This is a genomic window from Frederiksenia canicola (assembly GCF_011455495.1).
In the GTDB taxonomy this organism is placed as follows: Bacteria; Pseudomonadota; Gammaproteobacteria; order Enterobacterales; family Pasteurellaceae; genus Frederiksenia; species Frederiksenia canicola.
In genome coordinates, this window is record NZ_CP015029.1 from 313268 (window position 1) to 339537 (window position 26270).

General features: G+C 44.1%; 33 protein-coding genes and 1 other RNA gene. 16 read left to right on the forward strand and 18 right to left on the reverse strand.

Annotated features, from left to right (window positions below; genetic code table 11):
* Positions 1 to 61: 61 nt before the first annotated feature.
* The 11 genes from A4G17_RS01500 to ssrA all read right to left on the reverse strand — a co-directional run bounded on the left by A4G17_RS01500 (position 62) and on the right by ssrA (position 6298).
* Positions 62 to 580: a BRO-N domain-containing protein gene (locus A4G17_RS01500; protein WP_123956910.1), complete on the reverse strand. Its 519-nt coding sequence runs from the start codon at positions 578 to 580 to the stop codon at positions 62 to 64.
* A complete protein-coding gene (locus tag A4G17_RS01505) occupies positions 581 to 1324 on the reverse strand; it encodes an antA/AntB antirepressor family protein (protein ID WP_123956911.1) in 744 nt (247 codons plus the stop codon). It lies immediately after the preceding gene.
* A gap of 11 nt (positions 1325 to 1335) precedes the next feature.
* Positions 1336 to 1725, reverse strand: a complete 390-nt coding sequence (locus A4G17_RS01510) for a hypothetical protein (RefSeq protein WP_123956912.1) — start codon at positions 1723 to 1725, stop codon at positions 1336 to 1338.
* A gap of 146 nt (positions 1726 to 1871) precedes the next feature.
* Complete coding sequence (locus A4G17_RS01515; protein WP_165894245.1) at positions 1872 to 2171, reverse strand: hypothetical protein; 300 nt, start codon at positions 2169 to 2171, stop codon at positions 1872 to 1874.
* Positions 2128 to 2388, reverse strand: a complete 261-nt coding sequence (locus tag A4G17_RS01520) for a hypothetical protein (protein WP_123956914.1) — start codon at positions 2386 to 2388, stop codon at positions 2128 to 2130. Before A4G17_RS01520 ends, A4G17_RS01515 begins: the two co-directional genes overlap by 44 nt.
* 92 nt (positions 2389 to 2480) lie before the next feature.
* Complete coding sequence (locus A4G17_RS01525) at positions 2481 to 2618, reverse strand: hypothetical protein (RefSeq protein ID WP_165894246.1); 138 nt, start codon at positions 2616 to 2618, stop codon at positions 2481 to 2483.
* Positions 2619 to 2622: 4 nt separating this feature from the next.
* Positions 2623 to 2958: a hypothetical protein gene (locus A4G17_RS01530; protein ID WP_123956915.1), complete on the reverse strand. Its 336-nt coding sequence runs from the start codon at positions 2956 to 2958 to the stop codon at positions 2623 to 2625.
* A gap of 10 nt (positions 2959 to 2968) precedes the next feature.
* On the reverse strand, positions 2969 to 3244 hold the full coding sequence (locus A4G17_RS01535; RefSeq protein ID WP_336195971.1) for a helix-turn-helix transcriptional regulator: 276 nt from the start codon (positions 3242 to 3244) through the stop codon (positions 2969 to 2971).
* Positions 3245 to 3464: 220 nt separating this feature from the next.
* Positions 3465 to 4235: a hypothetical protein gene (locus A4G17_RS01540; protein WP_123956916.1), complete on the reverse strand. Its 771-nt coding sequence runs from the start codon at positions 4233 to 4235 to the stop codon at positions 3465 to 3467.
* 188 nt (positions 4236 to 4423) lie between these two features.
* A complete protein-coding gene (locus tag A4G17_RS01545; RefSeq protein ID WP_123956917.1) occupies positions 4424 to 5677 on the reverse strand; it encodes an integrase arm-type DNA-binding domain-containing protein in 1254 nt (417 codons plus the stop codon).
* A gap of 254 nt (positions 5678 to 5931) precedes the next feature.
* Positions 5932 to 6298: a transfer-messenger RNA gene (gene ssrA, locus A4G17_RS01550) on the reverse strand.
* A 99-nt stretch (positions 6299 to 6397) separates the two neighbouring features.
* Between ssrA and rpoH the strand changes: the two genes are divergently transcribed.
* Both rpoH and A4G17_RS01560 read left to right on the forward strand, forming a co-directional pair.
* Entirely contained in the window at positions 6398 to 7318 is a 921-nt protein-coding gene (rpoH, locus tag A4G17_RS01555) for an RNA polymerase sigma factor RpoH (protein ID WP_418886398.1), read from the forward strand.
* 95 nt (positions 7319 to 7413) lie between these two features.
* On the forward strand, positions 7414 to 8052 hold the full coding sequence (locus A4G17_RS01560; protein ID WP_123956919.1) for an HI_0552 family protein: 639 nt from the start codon (positions 7414 to 7416) through the stop codon (positions 8050 to 8052).
* A gap of 51 nt (positions 8053 to 8103) precedes the next feature.
* On the opposite strand, the gene argS is transcribed toward A4G17_RS01560, so the two are convergent.
* Complete coding sequence (gene argS / locus A4G17_RS01565) at positions 8104 to 9831, reverse strand: arginine--tRNA ligase (protein WP_123956920.1); 1728 nt, start codon at positions 9829 to 9831, stop codon at positions 8104 to 8106.
* A gap of 40 nt (positions 9832 to 9871) precedes the next feature.
* On the opposite strand from argS, the gene A4G17_RS01570 reads away from it, so the two are divergent.
* The 4 genes from A4G17_RS01570 to yccS all read left to right on the forward strand — a co-directional run bounded on the left by A4G17_RS01570 (position 9872) and on the right by yccS (position 13552).
* Positions 9872 to 10489, forward strand: coding sequence for a VOC family protein (locus tag A4G17_RS01570; RefSeq protein WP_123956921.1), 618 nt, complete (start codon positions 9872 to 9874; stop codon positions 10487 to 10489).
* 23 nt (positions 10490 to 10512) lie between these two features.
* Complete coding sequence (locus A4G17_RS01575; protein ID WP_123956922.1) at positions 10513 to 10977, forward strand: outer membrane lipoprotein; 465 nt, start codon at positions 10513 to 10515, stop codon at positions 10975 to 10977.
* A 38-nt stretch (positions 10978 to 11015) separates the two neighbouring features.
* Positions 11016 to 11291: a deoxyribose-phosphate aldolase gene (locus A4G17_RS01580; protein WP_123956923.1), complete on the forward strand. Its 276-nt coding sequence runs from the start codon at positions 11016 to 11018 to the stop codon at positions 11289 to 11291.
* An 89-nt stretch (positions 11292 to 11380) separates the two neighbouring features.
* Entirely contained in the window at positions 11381 to 13552 is a 2172-nt protein-coding gene (gene yccS / locus A4G17_RS01585; RefSeq protein ID WP_123956924.1) for a YccS family putative transporter, read from the forward strand.
* Between the two features lie 58 nt (positions 13553 to 13610).
* On the opposite strand, the gene dnaJ is transcribed toward yccS, so the two are convergent.
* The 6 genes from dnaJ to A4G17_RS01615 form a co-directional block, all read right to left on the reverse strand.
* A complete protein-coding gene (dnaJ, locus tag A4G17_RS01590; RefSeq protein ID WP_123956925.1) occupies positions 13611 to 14753 on the reverse strand; it encodes a molecular chaperone DnaJ in 1143 nt (380 codons plus the stop codon).
* A gap of 176 nt (positions 14754 to 14929) precedes the next feature.
* Positions 14930 to 15307 (reverse strand): effector binding domain-containing protein, encoded by a 378-nt coding sequence (locus A4G17_RS01595; protein WP_123956926.1) that lies wholly within the window; start codon positions 15305 to 15307, stop codon positions 14930 to 14932.
* A 41-nt stretch (positions 15308 to 15348) separates the two neighbouring features.
* A complete protein-coding gene (locus tag A4G17_RS01600) occupies positions 15349 to 15747 on the reverse strand; it encodes a VapD (RefSeq protein ID WP_236941018.1) in 399 nt (132 codons plus the stop codon).
* Positions 15748 to 15842: 95 nt separating this feature from the next.
* The gene (locus A4G17_RS01605; RefSeq protein ID WP_123956928.1) at positions 15843 to 16103 is read right to left on the reverse strand and encodes a protein L; all 261 of its coding nucleotides are present in this window, start codon (positions 16101 to 16103) and stop codon (positions 15843 to 15845) included.
* Between the two features lie 45 nt (positions 16104 to 16148).
* Positions 16149 to 18050, reverse strand: coding sequence for a molecular chaperone DnaK (dnaK, locus tag A4G17_RS01610; RefSeq protein WP_123956929.1), 1902 nt, complete (start codon positions 18048 to 18050; stop codon positions 16149 to 16151).
* A 278-nt stretch (positions 18051 to 18328) separates the two neighbouring features.
* Entirely contained in the window at positions 18329 to 19813 is a 1485-nt protein-coding gene (locus A4G17_RS01615) for a TrkH family potassium uptake protein (RefSeq protein WP_123956930.1), read from the reverse strand.
* 109 nt (positions 19814 to 19922) lie between these two features.
* Here A4G17_RS01615 and epmA point away from each other — a divergent pair, with 109 nt between their 5' ends.
* The 10 genes from epmA to A4G17_RS01665 all read left to right on the forward strand — a co-directional run bounded on the left by epmA (position 19923) and on the right by A4G17_RS01665 (position 26236).
* On the forward strand, positions 19923 to 20906 hold the full coding sequence (gene epmA, locus A4G17_RS01620) for an elongation factor P--(R)-beta-lysine ligase (RefSeq protein WP_123956931.1): 984 nt from the start codon (positions 19923 to 19925) through the stop codon (positions 20904 to 20906).
* A gap of 66 nt (positions 20907 to 20972) precedes the next feature.
* Positions 20973 to 21761, forward strand: coding sequence for a TatD family hydrolase (locus A4G17_RS01625; RefSeq protein WP_123956932.1), 789 nt, complete (start codon positions 20973 to 20975; stop codon positions 21759 to 21761).
* Between the two features lie 9 nt (positions 21762 to 21770).
* Positions 21771 to 22298 carry a DUF1523 family protein gene (locus A4G17_RS01630; protein WP_123956933.1) on the forward strand — a complete coding sequence of 176 codons (528 nt, stop codon included), beginning with the start codon at positions 21771 to 21773 and terminating at the stop codon, positions 22296 to 22298.
* Between the two features lie 9 nt (positions 22299 to 22307).
* Positions 22308 to 23033 (forward strand): UDP-2,3-diacylglucosamine diphosphatase, encoded by a 726-nt coding sequence (gene lpxH, locus A4G17_RS01635; RefSeq protein ID WP_123956934.1) that lies wholly within the window; start codon positions 22308 to 22310, stop codon positions 23031 to 23033.
* A gap of 106 nt (positions 23034 to 23139) precedes the next feature.
* Complete coding sequence (locus A4G17_RS01640) at positions 23140 to 23499, forward strand: YbaN family protein (RefSeq protein ID WP_123956935.1); 360 nt, start codon at positions 23140 to 23142, stop codon at positions 23497 to 23499.
* Positions 23500 to 23594: 95 nt separating this feature from the next.
* The gene (gene mog, locus A4G17_RS01645) at positions 23595 to 24188 is read left to right on the forward strand and encodes a molybdopterin adenylyltransferase (protein ID WP_123957080.1); all 594 of its coding nucleotides are present in this window, start codon (positions 23595 to 23597) and stop codon (positions 24186 to 24188) included.
* 10 nt (positions 24189 to 24198) lie between these two features.
* The gene (gene glnB / locus A4G17_RS01650) at positions 24199 to 24537 is read left to right on the forward strand and encodes a nitrogen regulatory protein P-II (protein ID WP_123956936.1); all 339 of its coding nucleotides are present in this window, start codon (positions 24199 to 24201) and stop codon (positions 24535 to 24537) included.
* A 25-nt stretch (positions 24538 to 24562) separates the two neighbouring features.
* Positions 24563 to 25048 carry a signal peptidase II gene (gene lspA, locus A4G17_RS01655; RefSeq protein WP_123956937.1) on the forward strand — a complete coding sequence of 162 codons (486 nt, stop codon included), beginning with the start codon at positions 24563 to 24565 and terminating at the stop codon, positions 25046 to 25048.
* 4 nt (positions 25049 to 25052) lie between these two features.
* A complete protein-coding gene (gene ispH, locus A4G17_RS01660; RefSeq protein WP_123956938.1) occupies positions 25053 to 25997 on the forward strand; it encodes a 4-hydroxy-3-methylbut-2-enyl diphosphate reductase in 945 nt (314 codons plus the stop codon).
* Positions 25997 to 26236, forward strand: a complete 240-nt coding sequence (locus A4G17_RS01665; protein ID WP_123956939.1) for an FAD assembly factor SdhE — start codon at positions 25997 to 25999, stop codon at positions 26234 to 26236. Before ispH ends, A4G17_RS01665 begins: the two co-directional genes overlap by 1 nt.
* Positions 26237 to 26270: the final 34 nt, after the last annotated feature.

Consider the following 26270-nt stretch of genomic DNA (forward strand, 5'->3'; position numbering starts at 1 on the left):
TTTCATTTTAAGAACCTTTTGGGTAGTGAAGTTGCCCCGTCTATTCGGACGGGGTTTTTATTTAGAATAGACCTGGTTGATACTTCACAATTAAAAATGCCTTTTCCTGTGCCAGTGCGTGCTTCTCAACTTTGCGTACATTGAGATTCACGCCCGCATAATGCCCCCGCTCAATCGAGTTTCTTTCTCGGTGAGTGAAGTCATTTAATTCAGCAAACGGAATGCCGTAGCCACCTGTTTTGCGGATTTGTGGGATAACTTCTCGGCATATCCAATTCGTAAAACGGTGGGCTTGCGTGCCACTAATAACGGCTTTCTTACTTCGTAAAATCAACTTGTAGAATCCGCCTTCTGTAAGCCATAACATTTTTTGCTTTCCGCCTAGGGTGTCGGTTAATCCTACCCCCTTTTCGTCATCATCTAGTCGGCTTACTGCGTCCTTGTGGTTGCTGATTTCTAATACCTCGCACACATCTTTTGCCACAAAATAAGGCTTGCCGTTTTGGGTGATAACTCTGATTTCTTGATTCTCAAATATCAGAACGCTTGTTCTTTCGATTGGATCAATCTGTTTCATCATTTACTCCTTACCTTGTTTCAAACGTTGTGACAAATAACGCTGCGCCAGTTTGGTTAATTGGGCTTTGCGTTCTTGGAATGGCATATCTAAATCAATCAGGGTTGCATCGGCTTTTAATAGCTCTTTAAGCAGGGCAAGCTGTGCTACGTTGAAATGCTTTCTTGCATTGCCTGTAACATCATTGGCTTGCTTCCAAGCCCTGATATTCATACCAACGACTAGACTATCTAGCATCTCGGCTTCGTTGCTGTGATGATAAGGCTTCTTACCTTTCTGATTGCGGATTTCCCACTGCTCAATCGCTTCATTTAAGGCGTGGTTGTAGTCGATACTGTCTAGCCGTGCCTGTGTTTTCGCTAAGCTGTTGCGGTACACTTTCGGGGCAATCTCTGCCAGTGCCTTTTCACAGTCAATAAAATGCTGTCGGATTTCGTGAGCGATTTCTGTCTTTTCCATCAAGCAAAGGTGCTTCGCCATATCCAGCGATAGAATGTATTCAACCGCTCGCAAATTCCCGCCTTTTGAACTTGCTAATTTTGGCAAATCAATGATTGAATTTTGAACAATCAAATAATCCACGTTCTCAATAAATCGCCCCTGTTGAATGCGGGCTTTAATCCAGTGGGCATACATTCGCCCCACCCCTAAGCCTTGGTGCAATGCCCGCCCGTTAATGCCGTTGGCGGTTCTGCCGTTGAAGTCGTGAGTTTGTGGGGTAAGTAATTGGCTGATTTCGTTTTGCATTGGGTTACTCCTTAATGAATGGCGTTGCTTGTGCTGTCATCTTTTGCTTCGGCATTGCTCTCTTCAACAATCGGAGCTTGCTCTACTTTCTCTGCGAACATTCGCATCAGACTTGCAAAGTAAAGGTAAGACCCTACCGCTTTACATTCGGCTTCTTGCTCGTCATCGCTTAACTCGTCATAGTTTTCACTAAAGCCTTTGGCGTTGCTCATAATCGATTTGTAGAGCGTGTTCAGCTCTAATTTGAATTGCTGCTTGGTGTCAGCTTCCATTGCGGTTTTCATCAATGCATCGCTTGCCACATCGAACATCACGGTAAGTAGTGGGTAGTAATCCATCATTTGCCCTACATCTAAAAATTCATTGTGGGCTGTGTTTTTTGGGGTTGTTGTCTCTGTCATTGTTGTTTCTCTCTGTTTGATCCTTGGGGTAACCTTGGGGTTGTTCTTGCTATCCTTGCGGATCTCGTCTTAGGTTTTATTAGGTTCCAACATGAAGTTTTCTGAAGTTCTGAGCCTGTCATTTGAACGGCACCATTACGGCACCCCTACGGGTATATTACGGGGGAGTGTTCCCCTTGAACCTGTAACAATCTGTGTCGTTTACGCTTCAGCACGCTTAACATCGCCGCAAAGGGCTCTGTTGGGTTGGCTTTGAATTCGCTCCCTAACATTTCAATTCGCTCATCTAAGCAGAAGAGCAATTCAGTTAATGGATAGGGTTCTTCATCGCTCCAAAGGCTTAAAAACGTGAATACAGGCGTTTCTGTACGTTTGGTTTTATCGAGATAGTGTTCGATTGCCTTATTCATCAGCACTAGGTTCATCTTTGCGATAACACAACGCATCTAATTCTTCTCCTTCTGCCTGTTCCACCTGCTCTACATAATCAATTACGCCTTGCATTTGCTTGGTTAAATAGCGTGATAGTCGTTTGTAATACTTGGCGATTGTCTGTTGCTCTGCGGTCAATTTCCCTTCGCTGTTTAGCTCGACCAACAAGCGGTCGGTTTGGTGCAAGTTTTTGCAAATAGCCCCAAGTTGCCGTTGCAGTCCTTTCTTCAAGTGAAAACAGTCGGGGTAGTTCTTCTTACAATTCGCTACGCCCCATTTTGCCTGGGTGAATGTGTAAGTAACCTGTGGGAAAGTATCTAACGCTAAAACGCTCTGATTGCGATTTTGAGAACCTTCCCCTTTAATTGGTGTATTGATATTGTTTTTACTGGCTCTTTTGGCTCATTCTTGGCGGTTTTATACTGTTTTAATTGAGTGATAGGATTTTTATTCTCGGTCATCGCATTACTCCTTAAACTGTGAGAGATAAAAATCAATCTCTGCCTGTGTAAGTGATTCAAGCCCGCATTTCATACGCTCGCCATTTAGCACCTTGATAACCTTTTCAGCGTTCGTACGGTCAGCAATTCGATAGACGGTAAAAGTCCCCGTGCCGTGTTTGTTTTTTTCTTCGGTTTTAATGATGTGAACATCGTGATTGTTGATTAAGTCATTCACTTCATTTCGCCCGCTACTGATGAAGTAATTGAAATCAATCATCAAGCCACTAATGCCTTGTGGGTGATCCAAAATAGCTAGGCACGATTTAGCCATTCGGGTTGGGTAGTGAAGTTTAGCCATAGGTTGCCCCTTACACTCTGCTAGCCTGTACAAGTTTAGAGAGATAGGCATTCACTTCGCTGCTTAAAAAGCCGATTGAATTACGTCCGATTTCGATACGTTTCGGAAAATCTGCTTTGTAACGTTTGGATTTAGGATTGAGCCAATCATCTAAGGTAGAACTCGCCACGCTAAAGATTTTTGCGACTTCTTTTTTGCGTAAAATGCGGTCTTGCTCTGCCACGCCATAGCGAACAGAATCAGCGAGTTCTTGTGATGTGATAGGTTGATTTGTTTGTAGTGTCATTGGTTGATACTCCCTATTCTTTCGTTTTGTGAAATATCCGCCACGATTAGCGGGTAGGGGTATTTTGTGAAATGAAATTGAGAAGTGGGAAAACTTACCAAAGATATTTGGGAAGTAATTTTGGGAAGTATGGTAAAGCCTTGCTAATAAAGGCTTTACGCAATTTTGGGAAGTGATGAAAAATTTGGGAAGTTATGCGATAAGCAATAAAAAAGGCGGATTAGTCCGCCTGTGGTGAATAGGTGTTTAGCGCTTCGCCTAGTCGCTTGCGATAAGTATCTTTACTTTTTGGATTAGCAAATAACACCTTGGCTTCTTTCTCTAAAATTTCCGCGATAGTTGCTTGCTTTGGCTTGCCTATGCTCGTCGCAAAAACAGATTTACATTTTGCCAATTCAAAGGAAAGCGTCGCGATAGCCTGTAAATGCGTTTCCCGCTCGGTTGGGTTGTAATTATCTGCTATCGTTGCTGTTTCCGTCTTCGTTGGCGGTGGTTCAGTTTTTTTTAGGTTTTGATTTATGGCGCTCTGTAATTCTTCCAGTTCTATTGTATTGCTTTTTGGGTGCTCGGGTTCTTTATTTGTTTCTTCTGGAAAGATTACATCCATAAACAACTTAAACAACTCCATAAAAATAAACATCAAAGCATATAAAAAATTTGGATTAATTGCGTATATTGCAGGAACAGATCCATAAAGCTTCACTGGTTCTTTGGTTAGCACTAGATAAATACAGACAGAAAAAACATAGGTAAAATTTACCCAATAAATATTTTGGAATCTCCCTATAATTTTGCAGAAGGTAAACTTCCTATATTTAAGACAAAGCAAAATCACACAGTAGAAGGACGTCAGAATAAGAAAATCAGTTAAAACTGTAACTGTAATAACTTTATGCTTGTTTATTCCAAAAATGCAAGCATAAAAGAGCTGGAAATATGGAAACAAAGACAAAAAAATCAAAGTATCCTTTGGTCTAAATTTTTTTACCATAAAACTCCCCTTTGAGCTGCCCTTTACTGTGAGAGTGTGGAAAGGGAAATAAAGGGCTTTCCCCTTGTCGTGTCGGTTAATTACTCCGCCACTATCCACACTAATTCGGTAGTTAATTTATAGGCTAATTATGGCTAATCTTTCACAAAATGCAAGCATTTTCACTGATTTTAATTACAGTGAATTGTTTAAGCATTGACAACTTTTAAATGAAATTGCGGTAATGCCCCTTGCGAACATTCATCTACAAAATCCGCCCACGCTTGCAACAAGTCAAAACGCTGTTTAATGTAATCCGCTCGGTTATATGCCATTCTGATTCGGTCTTGGTTAATGTGAGAAAGAGCCACTTCGATTAGTTCAGGGTTATAACCCTTCTCATTCAGGTAAGTGCTTGCGATACTTCTCAAGCCGTGAGCCACTAACTTTCCGTGATAGCCCATTCGCTTTATCGCCGCATTCGCTGTCTGCGTGTTTACGTGCGTTTGTGGGTTTTTAATACTCGGGAATAAATACTCTTTACCGCCACTCAATTTCTTAATCTCTCGCAAAAGTGCCATTGCTTGGCGTGATAGCGTGATTTTATGCTCTCGCCCATTGTCGTCTTGTTTGATGCCCTTATTGATGTAGATAGTCCATATCTTCGCTTTTTCGTCTATATCGCAATAGCGTGCGGTTGCTGATTCATTCGGACGGGTCATTGTGAGCAACTGCCACAAAATCAAATAGCGGGTTTGTAGGTGGATTTGAGCATTGTTCAGGGTGTAAAGAAATTCGCTCAAGTCTTCGGGCTTAATCGTTTTGAAATGCTCTACTCGTGGGCTATCAAACTCTTTGGAAATGTTGGCGGTGGGATTGCTTAAAATGATTTCCCTGTGAAGAGCATAAGTCATTATCTCATTCAGCTTTTGAATACCACGCTTTAAGGTTTCTAGTGTGCCTTTATCTTGCAACGGTTTGAAGGCTTTCAGGGCAAGCGGTGCGGTGATGTGAGAAATCGGCAAATGCCCAAAAGCGGGTAAAAGTAAGCGTTCAAGCAAGCGTTTCACATCTTTAGCATAGCTCTCTGAAAAATTAGCTCTCGTCTTGCGGTGTTCATACCACGCCCACGCTACACTTTCAAAAGTGCTGTTCAGCTCATTTTGTTTTGCTTGCTCGGTTTCTTGGCGGTGAGTTTGTGGATCAATATCTTGAGCAAGTAATGAACGGCAATGCTCTCGCTTTTCCCTTGCCAACGCTAACGATACATCAGGGTAAGAGCCAAAACTCATATTATTGCGTTTCTTGGTGAAAGGGCGGTAGTAGTTGAATAGCCACAATTTCGCCCCGCTCGGTTTCACTCTCAACGACAACCCGTCACCGTCCGCAAGGCTATATTCTTTCGCCTTAGGTCTCGCACGCTCAATTTCGGTATTTGTGAGCTTTTTCGTTGTTCTTGCCATAGTAACATCGCCTTAGTAACACTGGAAAATCGAAGTAACATCAAGCGCCACTACTTAAATCCTTGCCACACAAGGCTTTAAGCTGATTATAGTAACACTGGATTTTGCTATAGTAACACGGTGTTACTATCAGTGTTACTAAAATCATCGGTTTTCATCAGTCTAAATCGGTCAGGATTAGGCAATAAAAAAGCCTTGAAACATTGTATTTCAAGGCTTTATCGGTCTATTTTAGTCTGTATTGTTTAACGATTTGGTGGAGCTGGGGGGATTTGAACCCCCGTCCGAAATTACTCTACCTTCAGCACTACACGTTTAGTCTCGTCTTTAATTTCGTAAACTGACTGCGGACAGACACGCTATCAATAAACTAGCTTTATTCAATTTAGTGCTTCGATCCTAAAGCGGCGGCTTCAACACGATCTCGTTTGGGTTTGACTCCACTTGATCCCCGTCTTACGAGCGGAAGCTGGGGAGTGAAGGCTATGAGCAGGTTATTAAGCTGCTAAAGCGTATTGTTCGTCGTTTGCGACTATTATTTTGCGGTTTGTTTACGAGGCCTACCGCACCTCGACGTGCACCTTGGGCTTCGCTAATCCCGTCGAATCCAGAATCAGCCCCAAAAAGTTTGGCGATTTTAGCAGAAAGCGGTAAGATTGCCACAATTTTTTGCAAGTTAAGAGAACGCTGATGAAAGAACAGCACGATGATGTCGAGTTAATGGAGAACGACGACGATCTAGATCCGATCGAAACCGAAGCGGAGCTGATCGCCGACGATGACGAGGAAAATCACCCTGCATTAGCCAATACCATGCTGGTGCCGCAAGGCAATCTGGATAGCTATATCCGTATGGCAAATCAATACCCGATGCTTACGCCTGTTCAGGAAAAAGAGCTGGCGGAACGTTATTACTACGATGAAGATTTGGATGCCGCTAAGCAGCTGATTTTATCGCACTTGCGTTTTGTCGTGCATATCGCCCGTGGTTATATGGGCTATGGCTTACCGCTGGCAGACTTGATCCAAGAAGGCAATATCGGCTTGATGAAAGCGGTAAAACGCTTCAATCCCGAAGTGGGTGTGCGGTTGGTTTCCTTTGCCGTGCATTGGGTTAAGGCAGAAATTCACGAATATGTGTTGAAAAACTGGCGGATTGTCAAAGTCGCTACCACCAAAGCCCAACGCAAGTTATTCTTCAATCTACGCAAAAATAAGCAGCGTTTAGAGTGGTTTAACGAAGCAGAAATTCAACGAGTCGCGGAAGAATTGGGTGTGTCGCCAGACGATGTGAAAGAAATGGAATCAAGGATGACAGGGCAAGATATGGCATTCGACTTGCCGGTGGGCGAAGACAGCGACGATGCTTATGTGCCGTCGATGTATATCGAAGATGATAACTCCAATTTCGCTGATGATTTGGAAGATGAACAACACAATGGTCAAGCCACCGAACAGCTCGCTTACGCGTTGGCACAGCTTGATGAACGTAGCCAAGACATCATTAAAACCCGCTGGCTCGATGAAGAAAAAGCCACGCTGCATGAGTTGGCGGCGAAATATAACATCTCTGCAGAGCGGGTTAGACAGCTTGAAACCCAAGCGTTGAAGAAAATCAAAGAGGCAATTACGGTGGAATAAGGTTAAGGGCGTATTGATTACGCCCTTTCTTCTAGGTATTTTTGCAAAATGTTGTCCAAAACTGACCGCTTGTCATCTACACCACAGGAACTTATATGCAATTATCCCCCGAAAGTTGTGAATTATTCGATATTCCCTTTTTCCAATTCGCTCAACTGAAAAAATATTGCCCTGAAGACATTCCGCTTATCAAAGTGAAATATAAATTCGCTTGGGAGAATTGGAAGGCGTTACACTTAGCAGTGGCGAAACAACTCGGATACCCTTTTGCTGAGCCGCATATTGAAAAATGGTGCAATGGCTGGCAAGTGCGAGCCCATTTTTTCGCCTATTATAAATACGAATTTAACCAAAACTCGGCAGTGATTTTATCGGTGATTCTCAATCGCCGTCGACTTTCTGTCAGCCTTGATTGGCATAGCTATCGTGCCGAACGTTCACAGACTTCTCTTGAGCAATACCATCAATGGATCGATAATTTCGACCGTCACAAATACGCTGACTTTGATATTTGGCATGGCGATGAGAGTGAATATGCGGATTTCCATTCAGTAAGCGAATTGAACGAAAAGGAGCTCCACATTCAACACAACCAGGACTTTTTTTGCATCGGCAGAAACGTGGAAAAAGCCGATTTGGCAAACATTGATGCGGTAGAATTTATTTACCAAACCATTCAGGATTTATTGCCACTTTATGAGGCTTGCCATTTGCAAAAAAATGAGCGGAACTGACCGCTTGCAAACGAAAAAGGAAGGCATAGCCTTCCTTTTTTCATCGGTAAATTACATCTTCTCAACGGTTTTAATGCCAAGCAGATCCAAACCTTGTTTTAAGGTTTTGGCCGTTAGACTTGCAAGTTGCAAACGGCTGTTTTTGACGCTTTCTTCGGTATTGAGAATTGGGCAGGCTTCGTAGAAGCTAGAGAAAATCCCAGCTAATTCATAGAGATACTGACAGAGCACGTGTGGCGTACCCTCTTTGGCGACGACACTTACCGCCTCTTCAAATTGCAACAATTTGATCGCTAATGCTCGCTCTTTGTCTTCAGTCAGTGAAATGTCACCACTTAGGCTGTTCGGATCGATACCTGCACGACTGAAAATCGAACTGATACGCGTATAGGCATACTGCATATACGGTGCAGTATTCCCCTCGAAGCTCAACATATTGTCCCAATCAAACACATAGTCGGTGGTGCGATTTTTGGAAAGATCGGAATATTTCACCGCACCAATTGCTACCGCTTCGACGACCGCAGCTTTCTCGCAAGCGGTCAGATTTGGGTTCTTTTCTGCAATCAGTTTTTCCGCACGCTCCACGGCTTCATCGAGCAAATCTGCCAATTTCACGGTGCCACCCGTACGAGTTTTGAACGGTTTACCGTCTTTACCAAGCATCATCCCAAAGTTATGGTGCTCAAGGCTGAAGCTGTCTGGCACATAGCCTGCTTTGCGGGTGATAAGCCATGCTTGTTGCATATGTTGGCTTTGACGGGAGTCGGAGAACACTAACGCACGATCGGCATTCAAAGTTTCGTAGCGGTATTTAGCGGCGGCGATGTCGGTGGTGGTGTAAAGGAAACCGCCGTCTTTTTTCTGAACGATCACGCCCATTGGGTCGCCGTCTTTGTTTTTAAATTCATCTAAGAAAACCACTAACGCTCCGTCATCCTCCACTGCCAAGCCTTGTGCTTTTAGATCAGCAACAATCGCAGGCAACATCGGGTTGTAAAGGCTTTCACCCATCACATCGTTTTCGGTTAGGGTCACATTCAAGCGGTCGTAATTGTGCTGATTTTGCACCATCGTGATATTGACCAACTTCTGCCACATTGTACGGCAGTATTCATCGCCACTTTGCAATTTCACCACATAGTTACGGGCTTTTTCCGCAAAAACAGGATCGTTGTCGTAATGTTCTTTCGCTGCACGATAGAACGCCTCCAAATCGCTCAATTCCATTTCAGAAGCGTGTTCGTTTTCCATTTTTTCAAGGTAGGCAATCAGCATACCGAACTGCGTGCCCCAATCGCCAACGTGGTTAGCACGAATCACTTTGTTGCCTAAAAATGCTAACGCACGCACCACGCCGTCGCCGATAATGGTCGAGCGTAAATGCCCAACGTGCATCTCTTTCGCCACGTTTGGGGAAGAATAATCGACCACCACCGTTTGATTTTGGTTGCGTTCAATACCTAAATGTTCATCGTTTAACGCCTGCTGCACGTTGCTTGCCAACCAAGTTGGGTTTAAGAAAATGTTGATAAAGCCCGGCCCTGCAATCTCTAATTTATCCGCCACACCGCCTAATTCTAGGTTATCTAACACTTTTTGGGCAAATTCACGCGGGTTCACGCCCAATTTTTTCGCGGCCCCCATAATGCCGTTGGCTTGATAATCGCCAAATTGCACCTTGCCGGACTGACGCACCAACGGCTCAACGCTTTGATCCGCCCCTGCGGCGATCATTGCTTGCTTCATTTTTTCCGATAAAATGTGTTGAATATTCACGTTATTTCTCTTTTCAAATTGATTTACAAAAATGTGTGCAATGATACTAAAAAACCCCAGCGAATGCCCGACATTTGCAAATTTTTTACCGAAACTGACCGCTTGTTTTGGAGACATCGCCCCATTTGAGCAGAAAATTCAGCACATTGCAGAGACGGCGGGCATTGATTTAAGGGCATTTGCCATCGATCACCTTGCGGTGCGAATGAATGATGTGACGACAGCAATGCAATGGAAAGCTCTGTTGCTTGAAGGTGGTGAACTGCTGAAAGAGAGTGACGTCAACGGCCGCCCAATCGGCTTATTCAAACTCCATCAACCTATTGCCTTTTGCGGGCAATCCGTTTCGATTATCGAATTGCCATTTCCTAAAGGTAAAATCTATCAAGAACAAGGTTGGGAACATATCGAAGTCGTGGTGCCGTTTCTGCCAGATGAAACCGTAGAACAATGGGCAGAGCGGGTCTGCAAGCGGTTTGATTTGCACGAAAATGTGCAACTCAAACTGAAAATTAGCCAACCAAGTGTTGCAGGTGAGCGATTACCCAATCCAAGTATTGCAATTTCCTTAAAGAATGCAACGAATTGTAATTTTTGCTGTCTAAAGCTGCACCCTTATGATATAAATGCGATAATTTGTTCAGAAATTGAAAACTGAACTTTTTTTCATTGGAGCAAAATATGAAAAAATTCGGACTTGCAGCGGCTTTATTCGCAAGTTTAACTCTTGCTGGCTGCTCAAACACTGATGTTTATGGCGGTGATGTGTATCGTGGCGACCAAGCAAAAGAAGCTCGCTCAATCAGCTATGGTACTATCGTCTCTGTGCGTGAAGTGAAAATTCAACCCAATAGCCAAAGTGCATTAGGTACAATTGGTGGCGGTGCATTAGGTGGCATTGCGGGTTCTACCATTGGCGGCGGCCGTGGTCAAGCTATTGCGGCTGTTGTTGGGGCCATCGCAGGTGGGGTAATCGGTAGCAAAGTGGAAGAAAAAGCGAGCCAAGTCGACTCGTTAGAAATGGTCATCCGCAAAGACGACGGTCAAGAAATCGTGGTGGTGCAGAAAAAAGATGCTGGCTTTATACCGGGTAAACGTGTCAGAATTGTTGGTTCTCACGCCGATCTCAACGTGTCTTTACTCTAACCCTTACTTTTAATTTCTCTATATCATAAGGAAAAAAAATGAAAAAACTTTCTCTTGTTGTATTGATGACTGCAGTATTAGCAGGTTGTACCGCTCATGTGTATTCAGGAAAAGGGAATGCAACCATTCTCTCTAGCAAAGCGTTAGATGTGAATACCGTTGAGATAACCGCACAAAAAGATAACGGTGAAGTGGTGACTTTAGTTCGTCAATATGACGCCCATGCTGCCGTTGGTTCACGTATTATTGTCGGCGATGCTGCAGCGAACCGTGATGAAGATTTAAAAACCATTCGCCGTTACGAATTCAAATAATCCTTCTCAAAAGCCCCGAATATTCGGGGTTTTTTATTGCCTTGAGTTTGCTAAAATTGTAAAACTTTTCGTTAAACTGACCGCTTGCAATGCACGCTTTTCTGAAAAAACTCTCATTTGAATGGTTAAATGCCAACATTCTTGGCGTTTTACCGATTTTCCTTGCCACCAATTTAGCGGCTCTTACCGTTTGGCAGCTGGATATTTCCGAACACACGATGGCATTAGTGTTGGGCATTATCGCAGGCGGATTGTCGGATTTAGACAATCGCCTCAGTGGGCGATTGAAAAACTTGTTTTTCTCCCTGATCGCCTTTGGCGTGTCGGCACTTTCAGCACAGTTGGCGTTAAGCTACGGCTGGTTATTTATTCCGCTGATCACTGCGATTACTTTCATTGTGATTATGCTTGGGGCAATCGGACCTCGTTACAGCACCATCGCCTTCAGTACCCTACTGGTTGCCGTTTATACCACCTTGACCTACACCCCACATTCCAGTTGGTACAGTAATCCTATACTGATTGTGGCAGGGGCATTGCTCTATGGTGTGGTGGCGGTGCTGGTCTATCTCTGCTTTCCCAACCGCACAATGCAGGAAAATATCGCCCACTATTTCGACACCCTTGGGCATTATTTGCAGCTGAAATCGGATTTTTTCGACCCCGATGACACCGAGTCTCTACCCACCAAGCAATTCGCTCTCGCCAAAGCCAACATTGACGTGATGAACGCTTTCGACAAGGCCCGTGTGTCGCTGTTCTACCGTTTACGCAATCAGCACCGCAATTCTCGCACGCAAAAAATGCTGCGGTACTATTTCACGGGGCAAGATATTTGGGAGAGAGCAAGTTCGAGCTATTCACAATATGCAGATCTCTTCCAAGCCCTGCAAAATACTGACTTAATTTTCCGCTTTCAACGGCTACTTGAGCTGCAAGCCATCGCTTGCCAGCAAATCGCCCACAGTTTACGCTACGGCGAAAACTATCAACATAACGAACGGGGTGAACGAGTCCTGAACGGTTTGAGCCAATCGCTGCACTTTTATCAACAGAAAGGGATCGCTCATTTTCATAAATTGCAGTCGATCGCTGAGAATCTTCGCCATATTGAAGGGCAGCTGATGCAATTAGCTCAAGACAAACCGCTGGCAGAAAATGGTAAAAAATTGCCGAAAACTACCCGCTTGATCGGTGAAAATGTGTCGAACTTTCGCAATATTGTGCAAGCGATTCGCAGCCAATGCCATTTTGGCTCACAGCTTTTCCGCCATGCTGTACGGCTGTCGATTGTGGTGTTTGTATGTAGTTGTTTGGTAGAATTTTTCCAGATCGAACTTGGCTATTGGATTTTGCTTACCGCCATTTTGGTCTGTCAGCCAAACTACTCCGCCACCAAAAAACGCTTGGTGCAGCGGGTGGTTGGTACCGTGCTGGGCGTGATTGTTGGGCTATCGTTTCGCTATCTGTCGCCGACATTAGAAGCACAGCTTGGGCTGTTGGTGGCATCAAGCAGCCTGTTTTTCCTATTCCGCACCAACAACTACAGCTTTTCGACCTTTTTCATCACCATTCAAGTGCTGATCAGCTTTGATATTGTTGGACTCGATCCTGACGGTGCTATGCTGCCTCGCATTTTTGATACATCACTTGGTGCGGGAATCGCATGGTTGGCGGTCTCCTATCTGTGGCCAGATTGGCAATATGTCCATCTTCACCAAAGTGTGCAACAAACCTTACGAGCCAGTGCAACTTACCTGCTGCACATCATCGCTCAACTGCAATTTGGCTATCGGGATCAATTTTCCTACCGTGTCGCACGCCGAGCCGCACAGAATGCCGTGGCAAGCCTTGGGGTAACCGTGTCAAATATGTTGGGTGAGCCGAAAAAATACCGCCAAACTCTCAGTCTCGCCCCGACACTGCTCGGGCTAAATTACACGTTGATGAGCTATATTTCTGCACTCGGTGCTTACCGAACCGAAAGCCAGCAGCTCAATCATCAGCCTGATTTTGCGGCAATTTTCTTTCAACAAGGTAAACAAGTGGCGAAATTACTTGAACAGATGTCGGACGGTAAAACCTGCTCTGAGCAGGCGATTGCGACCGTCGATCAGCAACTGCATCAGTTAGAACAAGAAACCTCACTCAACGAACAGAGCCTGCTATTACTGCAACAACTTCGTTTGATCGTGCAACTTCTGCCGCAACTTTGGGGATTTGTGAAACAGCCTGATTTGCAAAAAAATCCACAAATCTGACCGCTTGTTCGCATAAAAAAACGGTAAGCGTTATTCTCTTACCGTTTTATTTGAGCAATTACTTGCCTAAATTATCAAAGAATTTCTTCACGCCTTCGAAAAAACCTTGGTGTTTCGGGCGGTGTTGCCCTTTACCTTCGAGGCTTTCTTCCAATTTGCGTAATAGCGCTTTCTGTTCTTCATTGAGCGATACAGGCGTTTCGATGATCACTTTGCAGATCAAATCACCAGTATGGTGCGAGCGTGGGCTGCTAATACCTTTAGCTCGAACACGGAACAATTTGCCCGTTTGGGTTTCTGCCGGAATCTTCAACTTCACTCGTCCATCTAAAGTCGGCACTTCAATTTCACCACCAAGGGCGGCCATCGTGAAGCTGATCGGCACCTCGCAATAAAGATTTAAGCCATCACGCACGAAAATATCGTGTTCTTTCACGTGAATCACCACATATAAATCGCCTGCTGGTGCGCCGTTTTCGCCTGCCGCTCCTTCGCCCGATAAACGTAACTGGTTACCGGTATCTACGCCTGCAGGAATTGTGACAGAAAGATTTTTGGTTTTGTGAACACGTCCATCACCATGGCAAGATTTACAAGGTTTTTCGATTTTCTTGCCAGTGCCATGACAAGTTGGACAGGTTTGCTCCGTCATAAAGAACCCTTGCTGACGGCGAATACGCCCTGAGCCATGACAGTGTGGACAGGTTTCTACTTTGCTACCAGCTTCTGCACCACTACCATGACAGGTATCACATTCGGCTAACGTTTGAATGCGAATATCTTTTTTCACACCTCGAACAGCTTCTTCAAGAGTAATTTCAAGGTTGTACTGTAAGTCGTCGCCACGTACCACACGCTGACGACCACGTCCGCCACCAAAACCACCGCCGAACATTTCGCTGAAAATATCTTCAAAGCCGCCGAAACCGCCACCTCCAAATCCGCCGAAGCCACCGCCTCCACCAAATCCACCTTGTTCGAAGGCTTGATGACCGTATTGGTCGTACATTGCACGTTTTTCGCTATCGCCTAACACTTCGTAGGCTTCTTTGATCTCTTTAAATTTTTCTTCTGCTTCTTTGCTGCCTTGGTTTTTATCGGGGTGATGCTTTGCTGCCAAACGTTTATAGGCACGTTTGATCTCTTGTTCACTCGCCCCTTTGCTTAATCCAAGGACTTCATAATAATCACGTTTTGACATAAATGTTCCGTTTTAAAATTTGTAAAATTTTGCTGAAATTTGACCGCTTGTTTTATTCCCCTCTTTAGAAAAGAGGGGATAGGGGAGATTTAATTGCGATTTTTTGTTTACGTATGAGCGTAAATTTAGTCTGCCAAATCTCCCCCATACCCCCTCTTTGCTAAAGAGGGGGCTTTTTAACAATGCGCCACAATCGACACAAACACATCTACTCTGCCGTCTGGTTGATACTGCTCGAAATCAACCGTAAAAGCACGTCTTAATAAACCTTGTTTACCCTTGCGACAAATCGTGTCCCACGTTTCGCCAAGGTGTTCAACTTTGGTGCTGAATTTTTCGTACCAGGTTAAATCATCAAGCACAATCGGTGCATTATCATTTGGCGTTTCCGTTGCAATCGCAAACTCGTAACGGTTACCGTTGTCTTGATAGTTAAAGTAAACGCCGTAGCATTGGCTATTTTCAGGTAATTCAACGGATTGCCAAAGTTGCTGAAAATCTTCGCCAGTTGCGGTTTGGTCGAATGTTTTTGTGATAATTGGGTAGAGTTTCATTTCAGTACCTTTGTAAAAATCTGGTGAAAATTGATCGCTTGTTATTGTGCATTTTCTAAGGAAAACACCTGCTTTTTCAGGATTTCATCAATCTGCTTTTGTGATAAGCCCGAATCAATGAGCGTTTGTTCTAGCACTTTAAGCTGTTTCTCAAATGCCATTTTCGCGCGGTGCATGTTTTCCGCGATAAAGTCGGCGTTGAGATCGCTTTCGATGCGGTAAAATTTGATGTTCGACACGCACGGGTAGAACCAGTCAAATTTTGCAGTCAGCTCCTGAATTGCCAAGGTGCCGTGGGCTTCGCTCACGCCTTCACGCCCGAGATACACGCTGCCCTGCAAATGCTCAAAGCCGTGCTGTTCCAACACGTTGCGCAAGTCATAGTAAGCGTTGTTATAGCTGGCGTTATGGTAATTGTCTTTCAGACAATTTGTGTCCATATCAAAAGTAATTAGGTATCGGCTCATAATTGCAAAATTTTCGTAAGATCTGACCCGCTGTATAGATCGAAAGGGCGTATTTCTACGCCCTCGTATTATGATTTAAACTGATTTCCTTTAGTATCTGTTCGAATAATCAATTGCCACTTTATATCCCTGCAAGAAATATGCTGAGATGAATTTTGTGGAGGTAAGGGATCATTCTCATTACAAGTTACTTCTTTCCCACAAGCAATACAGCGATAAATCCCTGAAACAGGCACCTTCTCCCCTGGAGAATATCTATTATTCCAATGTTGCTTATCATTTTTTACTAATTGCAGGAAAACTTCTGTGTCTTTTGTATATGCTGCCATAATAATTCTCCGCTAAAGGGGGAAATTCTTCCCCCAATTATAAGATTACTTATTGTCCTTCACTTCTTCAAACTCAGCATCCACTACGCCGTCATCTTTTTGGCTTTGTTGAGCTTGTTGCTGACCTTGTTGAGCCTGTGCTTGACCTGCTTGGATAAGTGGTTCTGACACTTTCACTAAGGCTTCGATTTTCGCTTCGATGTCTGCTTTGTCTTCGCCTTTTGTAGCTTTTTCAAGATCTGCGACCGCTTGTTCAATCTTCGCTTTGTCGTCCGCATTTAATGCTTCGCCTGCTTCAGTGATTTGTTTACGAGTTGAGTGAACAATCGCATCGGCTTGGTTACGAGTTTGGACTAACTCTTCAAATTTGCGGTCTGCTTCAGCGTTTGCTTCGGCATCACGTACCATTTGTTCCACTTCCGCATCACTTAAACCAGAAGAGGCTTTGATGGTGATTTTTTGCTCTTTACCAGTGTTCTTATCTTTCGCTGACACGTGTAAAATACCGTCCGCATCAATGTCGAAAGTTACTTCGATTTGTGGCATACCACGTGGTGCAGGCTGGATACCATCTAGGTTGAATTGACCTAGCGATTTGTTATCGCTTGCACGTTTACGCTCACCTTGTAACACGTGAATGGTTACTGCACTTTGGTTGTCTTGTGCTGTTGAGAACACTTGGCTGTGTTTCGTTGGGATTGTGGTATTTTTCTCAATGAGTTTGGTCATTACTTCGCCCATTGTTTCGATACCTAATGATAACGGAGTGACGTCTAATAAAAGCACGTCCGTTACATCGCCCGCTAATACACCACCTTGCACTGCCGCACCGATTGCCACCGCTTCGTCTGGGTTCACGTCTTTACGAGGTTCTTTGCCGAAGAATTCTGCCACTTTTTGTTGCACTAATGGCATACGAGTTTGACCACCCACTAAAATCACATCGTTAATTTCAGAAACAGATAAACCTGCGTCTGCTAATGCCACTTTTACTGGCTCTAATGAGCGAGCAACTAAATCTTCAACTAAGGCTTCTAATTTCGCACGTGTTACGGTTAATACTAAGTGTTTCGGGCCTGTTGCATCTGCGGTAATGTACGGTAAGTTCACTTCCGTAGATTGTGCTGAAGAAAGTTCGATTTTCGCTTTCTCTGCTGCCTCTTTCACACGTTGCATTGCCATTGAGTCGTTGCGTAAATCCACGCCTTGCTCTTTTTGGAACTCTTCAACAAGGTAGTTGATTAAACGGTTGTCAAAGTCTTCACCACCTAAGTGAGTATCACCGTTAGTTGCACGCACTTCAAAAGTTTGTTCGCCGTCGAAGTTATCAATTTCGATGATGGATAAGTCGAATGTACCACCCCCCAAGTCGTAAACCGCAATGATTTGGTTCTCTTTCTTAGAGTCTAAACCGTACGCTAATGCCGCTGCAGTGGGTTCGTTGATGATACGTTTCACTTCTAAACCAGCAATACGACCTGCATCTTTAGTTGCTTGACGTTGTGCATCGTTGAAGTACGCAGGCACAGTTATTACCGCTTCGGTTACTGGCTCACCTAAGAAATCTTCTGCGGTTTTCTTCATTTTTTTCAACACTTCTGCAGAGATTTGCGGTGGTGCCATTTTTTCGCCTTTTGCAACTACCCACGCATCGCCATTGTCTGCTTTCGTGATTTCAAATGGCATAATTTTGATGTCTTTTTGGACTTCTTGGTCTTCAAAGCGACGACCGATTAAACGCTTGATTGCAAATAATGTATTTTTCGGGTTCGTGATCGCCTGACGTTTTGCTGGCTGCCCCACTAAAGTTTCTTTATCGGTATAAGCAATAATTGATGGCGTTGTACGTGCACCTTCTGCGTTTTCCAATACACGTGGTTTGTCACCGTCCATTACCGCTACACAAGAGTTAGTTGTACCTAAGTCAATACCAATGATTTTTCCCATTTTTTGATTCCTCTACATAAAATTTGGTAATTTTGTTTCAGTTAGCGACAAAATTGTGATTTTTCACAACATTTCAAGGGCTAATCAAAACATTTTTCAAAAAAGAAACGGGAAGTTGTGCGACGTTCCCGTTCAGACGAAGCAGTAAATAGGGCTAAAAAAAGGGAGTTCAAGGGGGGAATTAAAAATTTTTTGAAAAATTTCACCGCAAGCGGTCAGTTCCTTGCCACATTTTGCAAATTGATTTGCAAAAAAACGGTTGGAACTGACCGCTTGTCTTAGTCTTTCCAGAAGGTTGGGCTGAGAATAACCAATAGCGTAAAGACTTCTAATCGCCCACAAACCATCGCAAAAGTCAGCACCCATTTGGCACTGTCTGGCACTTGTACGAAATTGCTGCTCACAGCACCGAGAGCAGGCCCGAGATTATTCATACTCGCAATCACCGCATTCAGTGCATCAAAAGTGTCCATACCGCACGCAATCGTTGCAATCCAACAGACAATAAAAACGAAGAAATAGGCGGAGAAAAATGCCCAGACGCCATCAACGATTTGTTCGGATAAAACGTGTCTGCCCAATTTGATCGGCTGGATAACGTTAGGGTGAATAAAACGGTGAATTTCTCGCTTTCCTTGCAAATAAAGCAATAGCACACGGAACATTTTCAACCCGCCGCCCGTAGAGCCTGCACAGCCGCCAATAAAGGAGGCCAGTACCAACAATAACGGCAAAAACGAAGGCCAACTGCTGAAATCATTTGTAGTAAACCCTGCAGTGGTCGAAATCGAAACTGATTGGAACAATGCCTGCGACAGTGTCGTTTCAGGATCATCAAAATAGCTGTACGCCCAGAGCAATACCACACAAATGAGAAACAGCGAAAGTTGCACTAAAATAAAAAAACGAAACTCATAATCCCGCCAATAGTGATGCAAAATATTGCGTTGCATTTTGCTTTTATATCGACCTTGGAATTGATCAAATAAAGCAAAGTGTAAGGCAAAGTTACAGGCAGAAATCAGCAAAAAGAAGACCGTAATGTAATTGATCGTCTCGCTATTAAAATAGCCGATACTGGCATCGTGCGTTGAAAATCCACCAATCGCCACCGTTGCAAAACTATGACAAATCGCATCAAACACGCTCATTCCTGCCAACCAAAATGCGGTAGCACAAAGCACGGTGAGAGAAACATAAATCAGCCACAAGGCTTTTGCTGTTTCGGCAATACGAGGTCGCATTTTCTGCTCTTTAAGTGGACCAGGCATCTCAGCACGATAAAGCTGCATTCCGCCGATGCCTAACAAAGGAATAATTGCCACCGCAAGTACGATGATCCCCATTCCGCCAAGCCATTGCAAAAATTGACGGTAGAACAAAATTGCTTTCGGCAAGCTATCCAAGCCTGTAATGACCGTTGCCCCAGTGGTTGTTAGTCCTGAAAACGATTCGAAAATAGACTGCGAAAAATTCAAATCAGGATTTTCCAATAGAATGAACGGCACTGCCCCCAAGGAGCCAAGTACCACCCAAAACAGCACCACAATCAAGAAACCTTCCCGTGAACGCAATTCATATTTGTAATGTCGGCAAAGCCACCACAGCACGGTCCCCACCGAAAAATTCAGCACAAATGCTTCAAGGAACGACTTACCACCGCCATCACCATAAATCAATGCGACAAACGCAGGCACTAACATGGTAAAGGAGAAACACATCACCAAAATGCCGACAATGCGAATAATTGAGAGAAACTGCACGTTTAATCCTTCAAATGCTAAAACGGCTAAATGGTACTCCGCTTTTGTGTGCAGTCAAATTTTTTCTCCGTTATAATGCCGCCATTTTGATTACAAGCGGTTAGATTCTATGGAAAATTTGCAAAATTGCTCGCTCGATTGGAAACCATCGGCGAGCATTAAAAATTTAATTCAACGAGCGAAAATCATCCATGAAATTCGCCAATTTTTTACCGAACGGGGCGTGTTGGAAGTCGAAACACCAGCAATGAGTGAGTTTTCCGTGACGGACGTGCACCTTTCAACTTTCAGCACTCAATTTTTGTCGCCGTTTGCCAATCAAGCGAAAAGGCTACATTTGATCACCAGCCCCGAATACCATATGAAACGGCTGTTGGCGTGCGGTAGTGGACCCATTTTTCAGCTTTGTCGCGTTTTTCGCAACGAAGAAGCCGGCAAACGCCACAACCCTGAATTTACGATGTTGGAATGGTATCGTCCACATTTCGATATGTACCGTTTAATCAATGAAGTCGATGATCTACTGCAACAAATTTTGGATTGCGAGCCTGCGGAATCTTTCAGCTATCAGTTTGTATTCCAAACTTACGTTGGTTTAGATCCGCTTTCCGCCAGCAAATCACAGCTGGTTGCCAAGGCCCGTGAGCATGGCTTGCAATGTGATGAAAACGAGCAGAGGGATACCCTGTTGCAATTTTTATTTAGTGAAGTGGTCGAAGCCCATATCGGCAAAGAGCGACCAACAGTGGTTTACCATTTTCCTGCTACGCAAGCGGCTCTCGCTCAAATTAGCACGGAAGATCACCGTATTGCCGAACGATTTGAGTTCTATTATAAAGGATTGGAACTCGCCAATGGCTTCCACGAATTAAGCGATGCTAACGAACAATTCCGCCGCTTTGAACAAGACAACAAACAGCGGGAAGAAATGGGGCTCCCCCGGCAGCAACTCGACAGCCGTTTCCTTGAGGCCTTAAAAGCGGGGATCCCAAACTGTTCCGGTGTAGCACTCGGGGTTGATCGTTTACTGATGATTGCGATGGATGCAGATCGAATTGATGAGGTAATGGCGTTCAGTGTGGATAGAGCTTAGGCAATTTGTAAAAAATTGGTAGAATCTTACCGCTTGTGATATCAACAACTTAATTTAGGATAGATTTTGAATAACTTATTTATCATCGACAGCCACTGTCATTTAGACAGTCTCGATTACGACACTCGGCACAAAAATGTGGACGAGGTGCTCGACAACGCTAAGGCTCGTGGCGTGCAGCATTTTATTTCGATTTGTACCACCGTTGGGCGTTTTGAAAAAATGAAACAGCTCACCGCACATCGTCCTGAAGTCTCACTTTCGTGTGGGGTTCATCCGCTCAATGTGGAAGAAGAGCCCTTTGATTACGAAAAGTTGTTTGAATTTGTGCAAGATCCTCGAGTAGTCGCCGTTGGTGAAACTGGGTTGGATTATCACTACACCCCCGAAACCAAGGCATTGCAACAATCCTTATTTGAACAACAAATTGAAATGGCTAAACAGGTAAACAAACCGTTAATTGTCCATACTCGCTCTGCTCGAGAAGATACGATGCATTTTCTTGAAAAAGGTAATGCCGAGCAATGCGGCGGTGTGTTACATTGCTTCACTGAGGATTGGACAATGGCAAAAAGTGCCTTGGATATTGGGTTTTATATCTCCATTTCAGGTATTATTACCTTTCGCAATGCCGAAGAATTACGGGATGTAGTGCGAAAAGTCCCACTTGATCGGCTATTAGTCGAAACGGATTCACCATATCTTGCTCCGATTCCTTATCGCGGCAAGCCGAACCAGCCTGCTTATGTGCGTGAGGTGTGTGAATATGTCGCAACTTTGAAAGGCATTTCGCTGGAAGAAATGGCACAAATTACGACGCAAAATGTCAAAAATTTATTTAAAATCAATCAATAAGGAGTCATTATGAAAGCAATGATCAAATATTTTCTCATTTTAGTCACCCTTTCACTCCACATCGTTCTGATTGGTGCGGTTAATTACGCGTTCCCAAGTTACGAAACCACAACGGTAACGGGCATGGAGGTTCGCAGAATGGATAAAGACGGCTTACTCAGTGCGGCAAACCCTGCTGATGGTGCTGTGCGAGATGTTTATTTTTTATTCACCGAAGAGCCTGAAACCAAAAAAGTCATGGTTTACCGCAACGAAGACACTGGCTGGGGCTTACCGTTCTACTTCAAATTCAACTCAGCGGATATTCAAGCCAAAGCACAAGCCTATGCCAATGAGAAAAAGCAAGTTGAAATTAAATATTACGGCTGGCGAATCAACTGGTTGAATGAATTCCGTAATATCGTCTCAATCAAACCACTTGCCGAAGGCGACTCAGGCTCGCACCCATGGTTTAGCTACATTTTCTACGCCCTGTTTGCATTGACCTTTTTCTTGTCTGTGCAAGTGATCCGTGGCTGGTTTGATAGTTCAAAATAATAGCTCACTATGCACTACTTCATCGCCGATCTTCATTTAAACGAACGCCAACCTGAAATCACCGAGCTGTTTTTGCAATTTATGCGAGAAAACGCACCGCTTGCAGACTCGGTTTATATTTTGGGGGATTTATTTGATTTTTGGATTGGCGATGATGAAGACTCCGAGCTGATCCGCACAGTCAAAACCGCCATTCAAACTCTCACCACTCAAGGCGTGCCGTGTTATTTTATTTGTGGCAATCGCGATTTTTTGCTGGGTAAAACATTTGCCGAACAGACAGGAATGCAGTTGCTGCCAGATTATTATCTGATTGATCTATATGGCAAAAAAACCTTGATCTGTCACGGTGATACGCTCTGCATTGATGATATCAAATACCAACAATTTCGGCGTAAAGTACACCAAAAATGGCGGCAACGGTTGTTTTTGTGTTTGCCATTGTGGCTGAGACTAAAAATCGCTCACAAAATTCGAGCCAAAAGCCGAGCCGATAAAGGCACAAAATCGGCACAAATTATGGACATCAATCCGCAATTCACCGCTGAAACCGTGGCAAATTTGGGGGCAGAGTGGTTGATCCACGGACACACTCACAAACAAGCCGTGCATATTTGCAACATTTCGAGCGAATCTGACCGCTTGTTTACCCGTATCGTGCTAGGCGATTGGGGCAAAACGGCCTCTATTTTGGCAGTAGACGAAAAGGGTTTTGCGTTTAATGAAATACGCTAAACCCAATTGCGTTCATCTTTTCCTAACGAGCACACCAGACCAAACTCGTTGAAACTTTGGCAAAATCCCTTTATCATTTGATTTTGCGATTTATTCTCACTTATATATGAAACCAATTTTTATTCTTTCAGGGTTACTATTTGTTGTGCTAGGCGGCATCGGCGTTGTCGTACCAGGGCTACCAACCACGCCATTTCTGTTGGCCGCGTTGTACTGTTTCGGCAAAAGCTCTGAGAGGTTACATACTTGGTTTCTTGGCACGAAAATTTATCAAAAATACCTTAAAGAATATGACCAACGCCGTGCAATGACGATGAAACAGAAAATTTCCATTCTCGCTTTTGCCGCACCTTTTTGTATTTTTGCGTTTTTCGCCCTACCAAACATTTGGGGAAAAATCGCCATGATCTTAGTCATTATTTTCCAGTATTACTATTTCTTCTTTAAAATCAAAACTATTCGATAGCCCCTTTTCTCGCCCCACAAGCGGTGAGTTTTTGGCAAAATGTTGCAAAATGCGATATGATGCACGTCCCATTTTTTGCAAAAAATTCTCTCGAAATGACCGCTTGTTTAAGTAAAACCACGCTCAAAATCGGCTTAGTGTCTGTTTCTGACCGAGCCTCCCAAGGCGTTTACGCCGACCAAGGCATTCCTGAATTACAACAGTGGCTTGAAACCGCTATAACAGCGCCGTTTGAGCTTGAAACCCGTTTGATCCCCGATGAACAAGCGGTGATTGAACAAACACTGATTGAACTTGTCGATGAAAAAGCCTGCCATTTAGTGCTGACAACAGGTGGCACAGGCCCAGCGAAACGAGATGTCACCCCCGATGCGACCTTAGCGGTGGCTCATCGTGAAATGCCCGGTTTTGGCGAGCAAATGCGACAAGTCAGCCTGCATTTTGTGCCGACCGCCATTCTCTCTCGCCAAGTAGGTGCCATTCGCCACGACTCGCTGATTTTAAATTTACCTGGTCAACCAAAAGCAATTAAAGAAACTTTAGAAGGCGTGAAAGATAGCGACGGAAAAACGCTCATTCGCGGCATTTTCTCTGCTGTTCCTTACTGTTTACAGCTGTTAAGCGACATTTATATCGACACGAATCCAGCCATTTGTGAAAGTTTCCGACCAAAAGCTGCGAGAAAATAAGGACAAAAAAATGAAAAAAATCGAAGCCATTATTAAGCCATTCAAATTAGATGATGTGCGGGAAGCCCTAACCGATGTGGGCATTGCGGGAATGACCGTGACCGAAGTCAAAGGCTTTGGACGACAAAAAGGACATACCGAGCTTTATCGCGGGGCGGAGTATGCGATCGATTTCTTGCCGAAAGTGAAAGTCGAAATTGTGGTGGCTGATGATCAAGTCGATGAGTGTATTGAAGCGATTATCGACACCGCTCAAACAGGTAAAATCGGCGATGGCAAAATTTTTGTATACGATGTCGAGCGAGCCATTCGCATTCGTACTGGCGAAGAAAACGAAGAAGCGATTTAGCGACAATGCCCTATAAGGACAATCCATGAAAAAAAACACACTCTCTTGGCTGTGGTTGAGCGTTGCAATCATCGCTACTGATCTTTTTACCAAATACCTTGTTGTACAACGCTTTGATCTACATGAAAGCATTAATATTTTGCCGATTTTTAACCTAACTTATGCCCGAAATTATGGGGCGGCGTTTAGTTTTCTAGCAGATCACGATGGCTGGCAGACCTATTTCTTTTTAGGTTTAGCGGTGGTGATTTCTGCGGCGTTGGTCGTAATGCTGTATAAAAACAAACCTGAAATGAAACTGCAAAATACGGCTTATGCGTTGATTATCGGTGGGGCGATTGGCAATGCGATCGATCGTGCTTATAACGGCTATGTGGTTGATTTTCTCCATTTTTATTGGGATGTGTATCACTATCCTGTATTTAATATTGCCGATATTGGCATTGTGGTTGGAGCGGGTCTGCTGATTTTAGATTCGTTGTTGGAACATAAAAAAACTAAAAAAGAGTGATTAAATGAACATTATTTTAGCGAACCCACGTGGCTTCTGTGCGGGGGTGGATCGTGCAATTTCAATTGTGGAGCTGGCGTTAGAAATTCACGGGGCACCAATTTATGTGCGACACGAAGTGGTACACAATCGTTTTGTGGTCGATGGTTTGAAAGCTAAAGGGGCCATTTTCGTGGAGGAACTGGATGAAGTGCCAGACGGTGCGATTGTGATCTTCTCTGCTCACGGCGTTTCGCAAGCGGTTCGCCACGAAGCTAAGCGACGTGAATTGAAAGTGTTTGACGCCACTTGCCCATTGGTGACGAAAGTGCATATGCAAGTCGCTCGTGCCAGCAAAAAAGGCACGAAAGCGATTTTAATCGGGCACGAAGGGCATCCTGAAGTGGTCGGCACAATGGGGCAGTATGACAACGAACAAGGCGGCATCTTCTTAGTAGAAGATGTGGAAGATATCGCTAAATTACACCTAAAAGATGATGAAAACCTGACCTTTATGACCCAAACGACACTGTCAATTGATGATACTAGCGATGTGATCGAAGCCCTAAAGCAGAAATATCCTGCTATTCAAGGTCCCCGCAAAAACGACATTTGCTACGCTACCACTAACCGCCAGCAAGCGGTCAGAGAATTGGCAAAATTAGCACAATTAGTGCTCGTGGTTGGCTCGAAAAATTCGTCTAACTCCAACCGTTTGGCAGAGCTCGCTTCTCGAATGGGGACGCCATCTCAGCTGATTGATGGACCACAAGACATCGATCCAAACTGGCTCGATGGCGTGAAAACTATCGGCATCACCGCAGGGGCTTCTGCACCCGAAGTGTTAGTGCAATCGGTGGTTGCTCGTTTAAAAGCACTTGGTGCAACGGAAGTGAGCGAGCTAGAAGGCTGCGAAGAAAACACCGTGTTTGAAGTGCCAAAAGAATTACGGATTACCGAGGTGCAATAATGAACCGTTTTAAAATTGAATGGGAATGCCGTCGTGGTATGCGAGAGCTAGATAAATTGATTATGCCATTCTATCAGCAACATTTTGATGAATTGAGTGAACGCCAGCAGCAGATTTTTGTTGAAATGTTGAGCTATTCCGACCCTGAACTTTTTCGCTGGTTTATGAACCAACTGCCCACCCCAACCGCCGAATTGCAGGCAATGGTGGAGCTGATTAAATCGAAGTTGGCATATTAATGTGATGCCTACAAGCGGTCATTTACAGACAAAC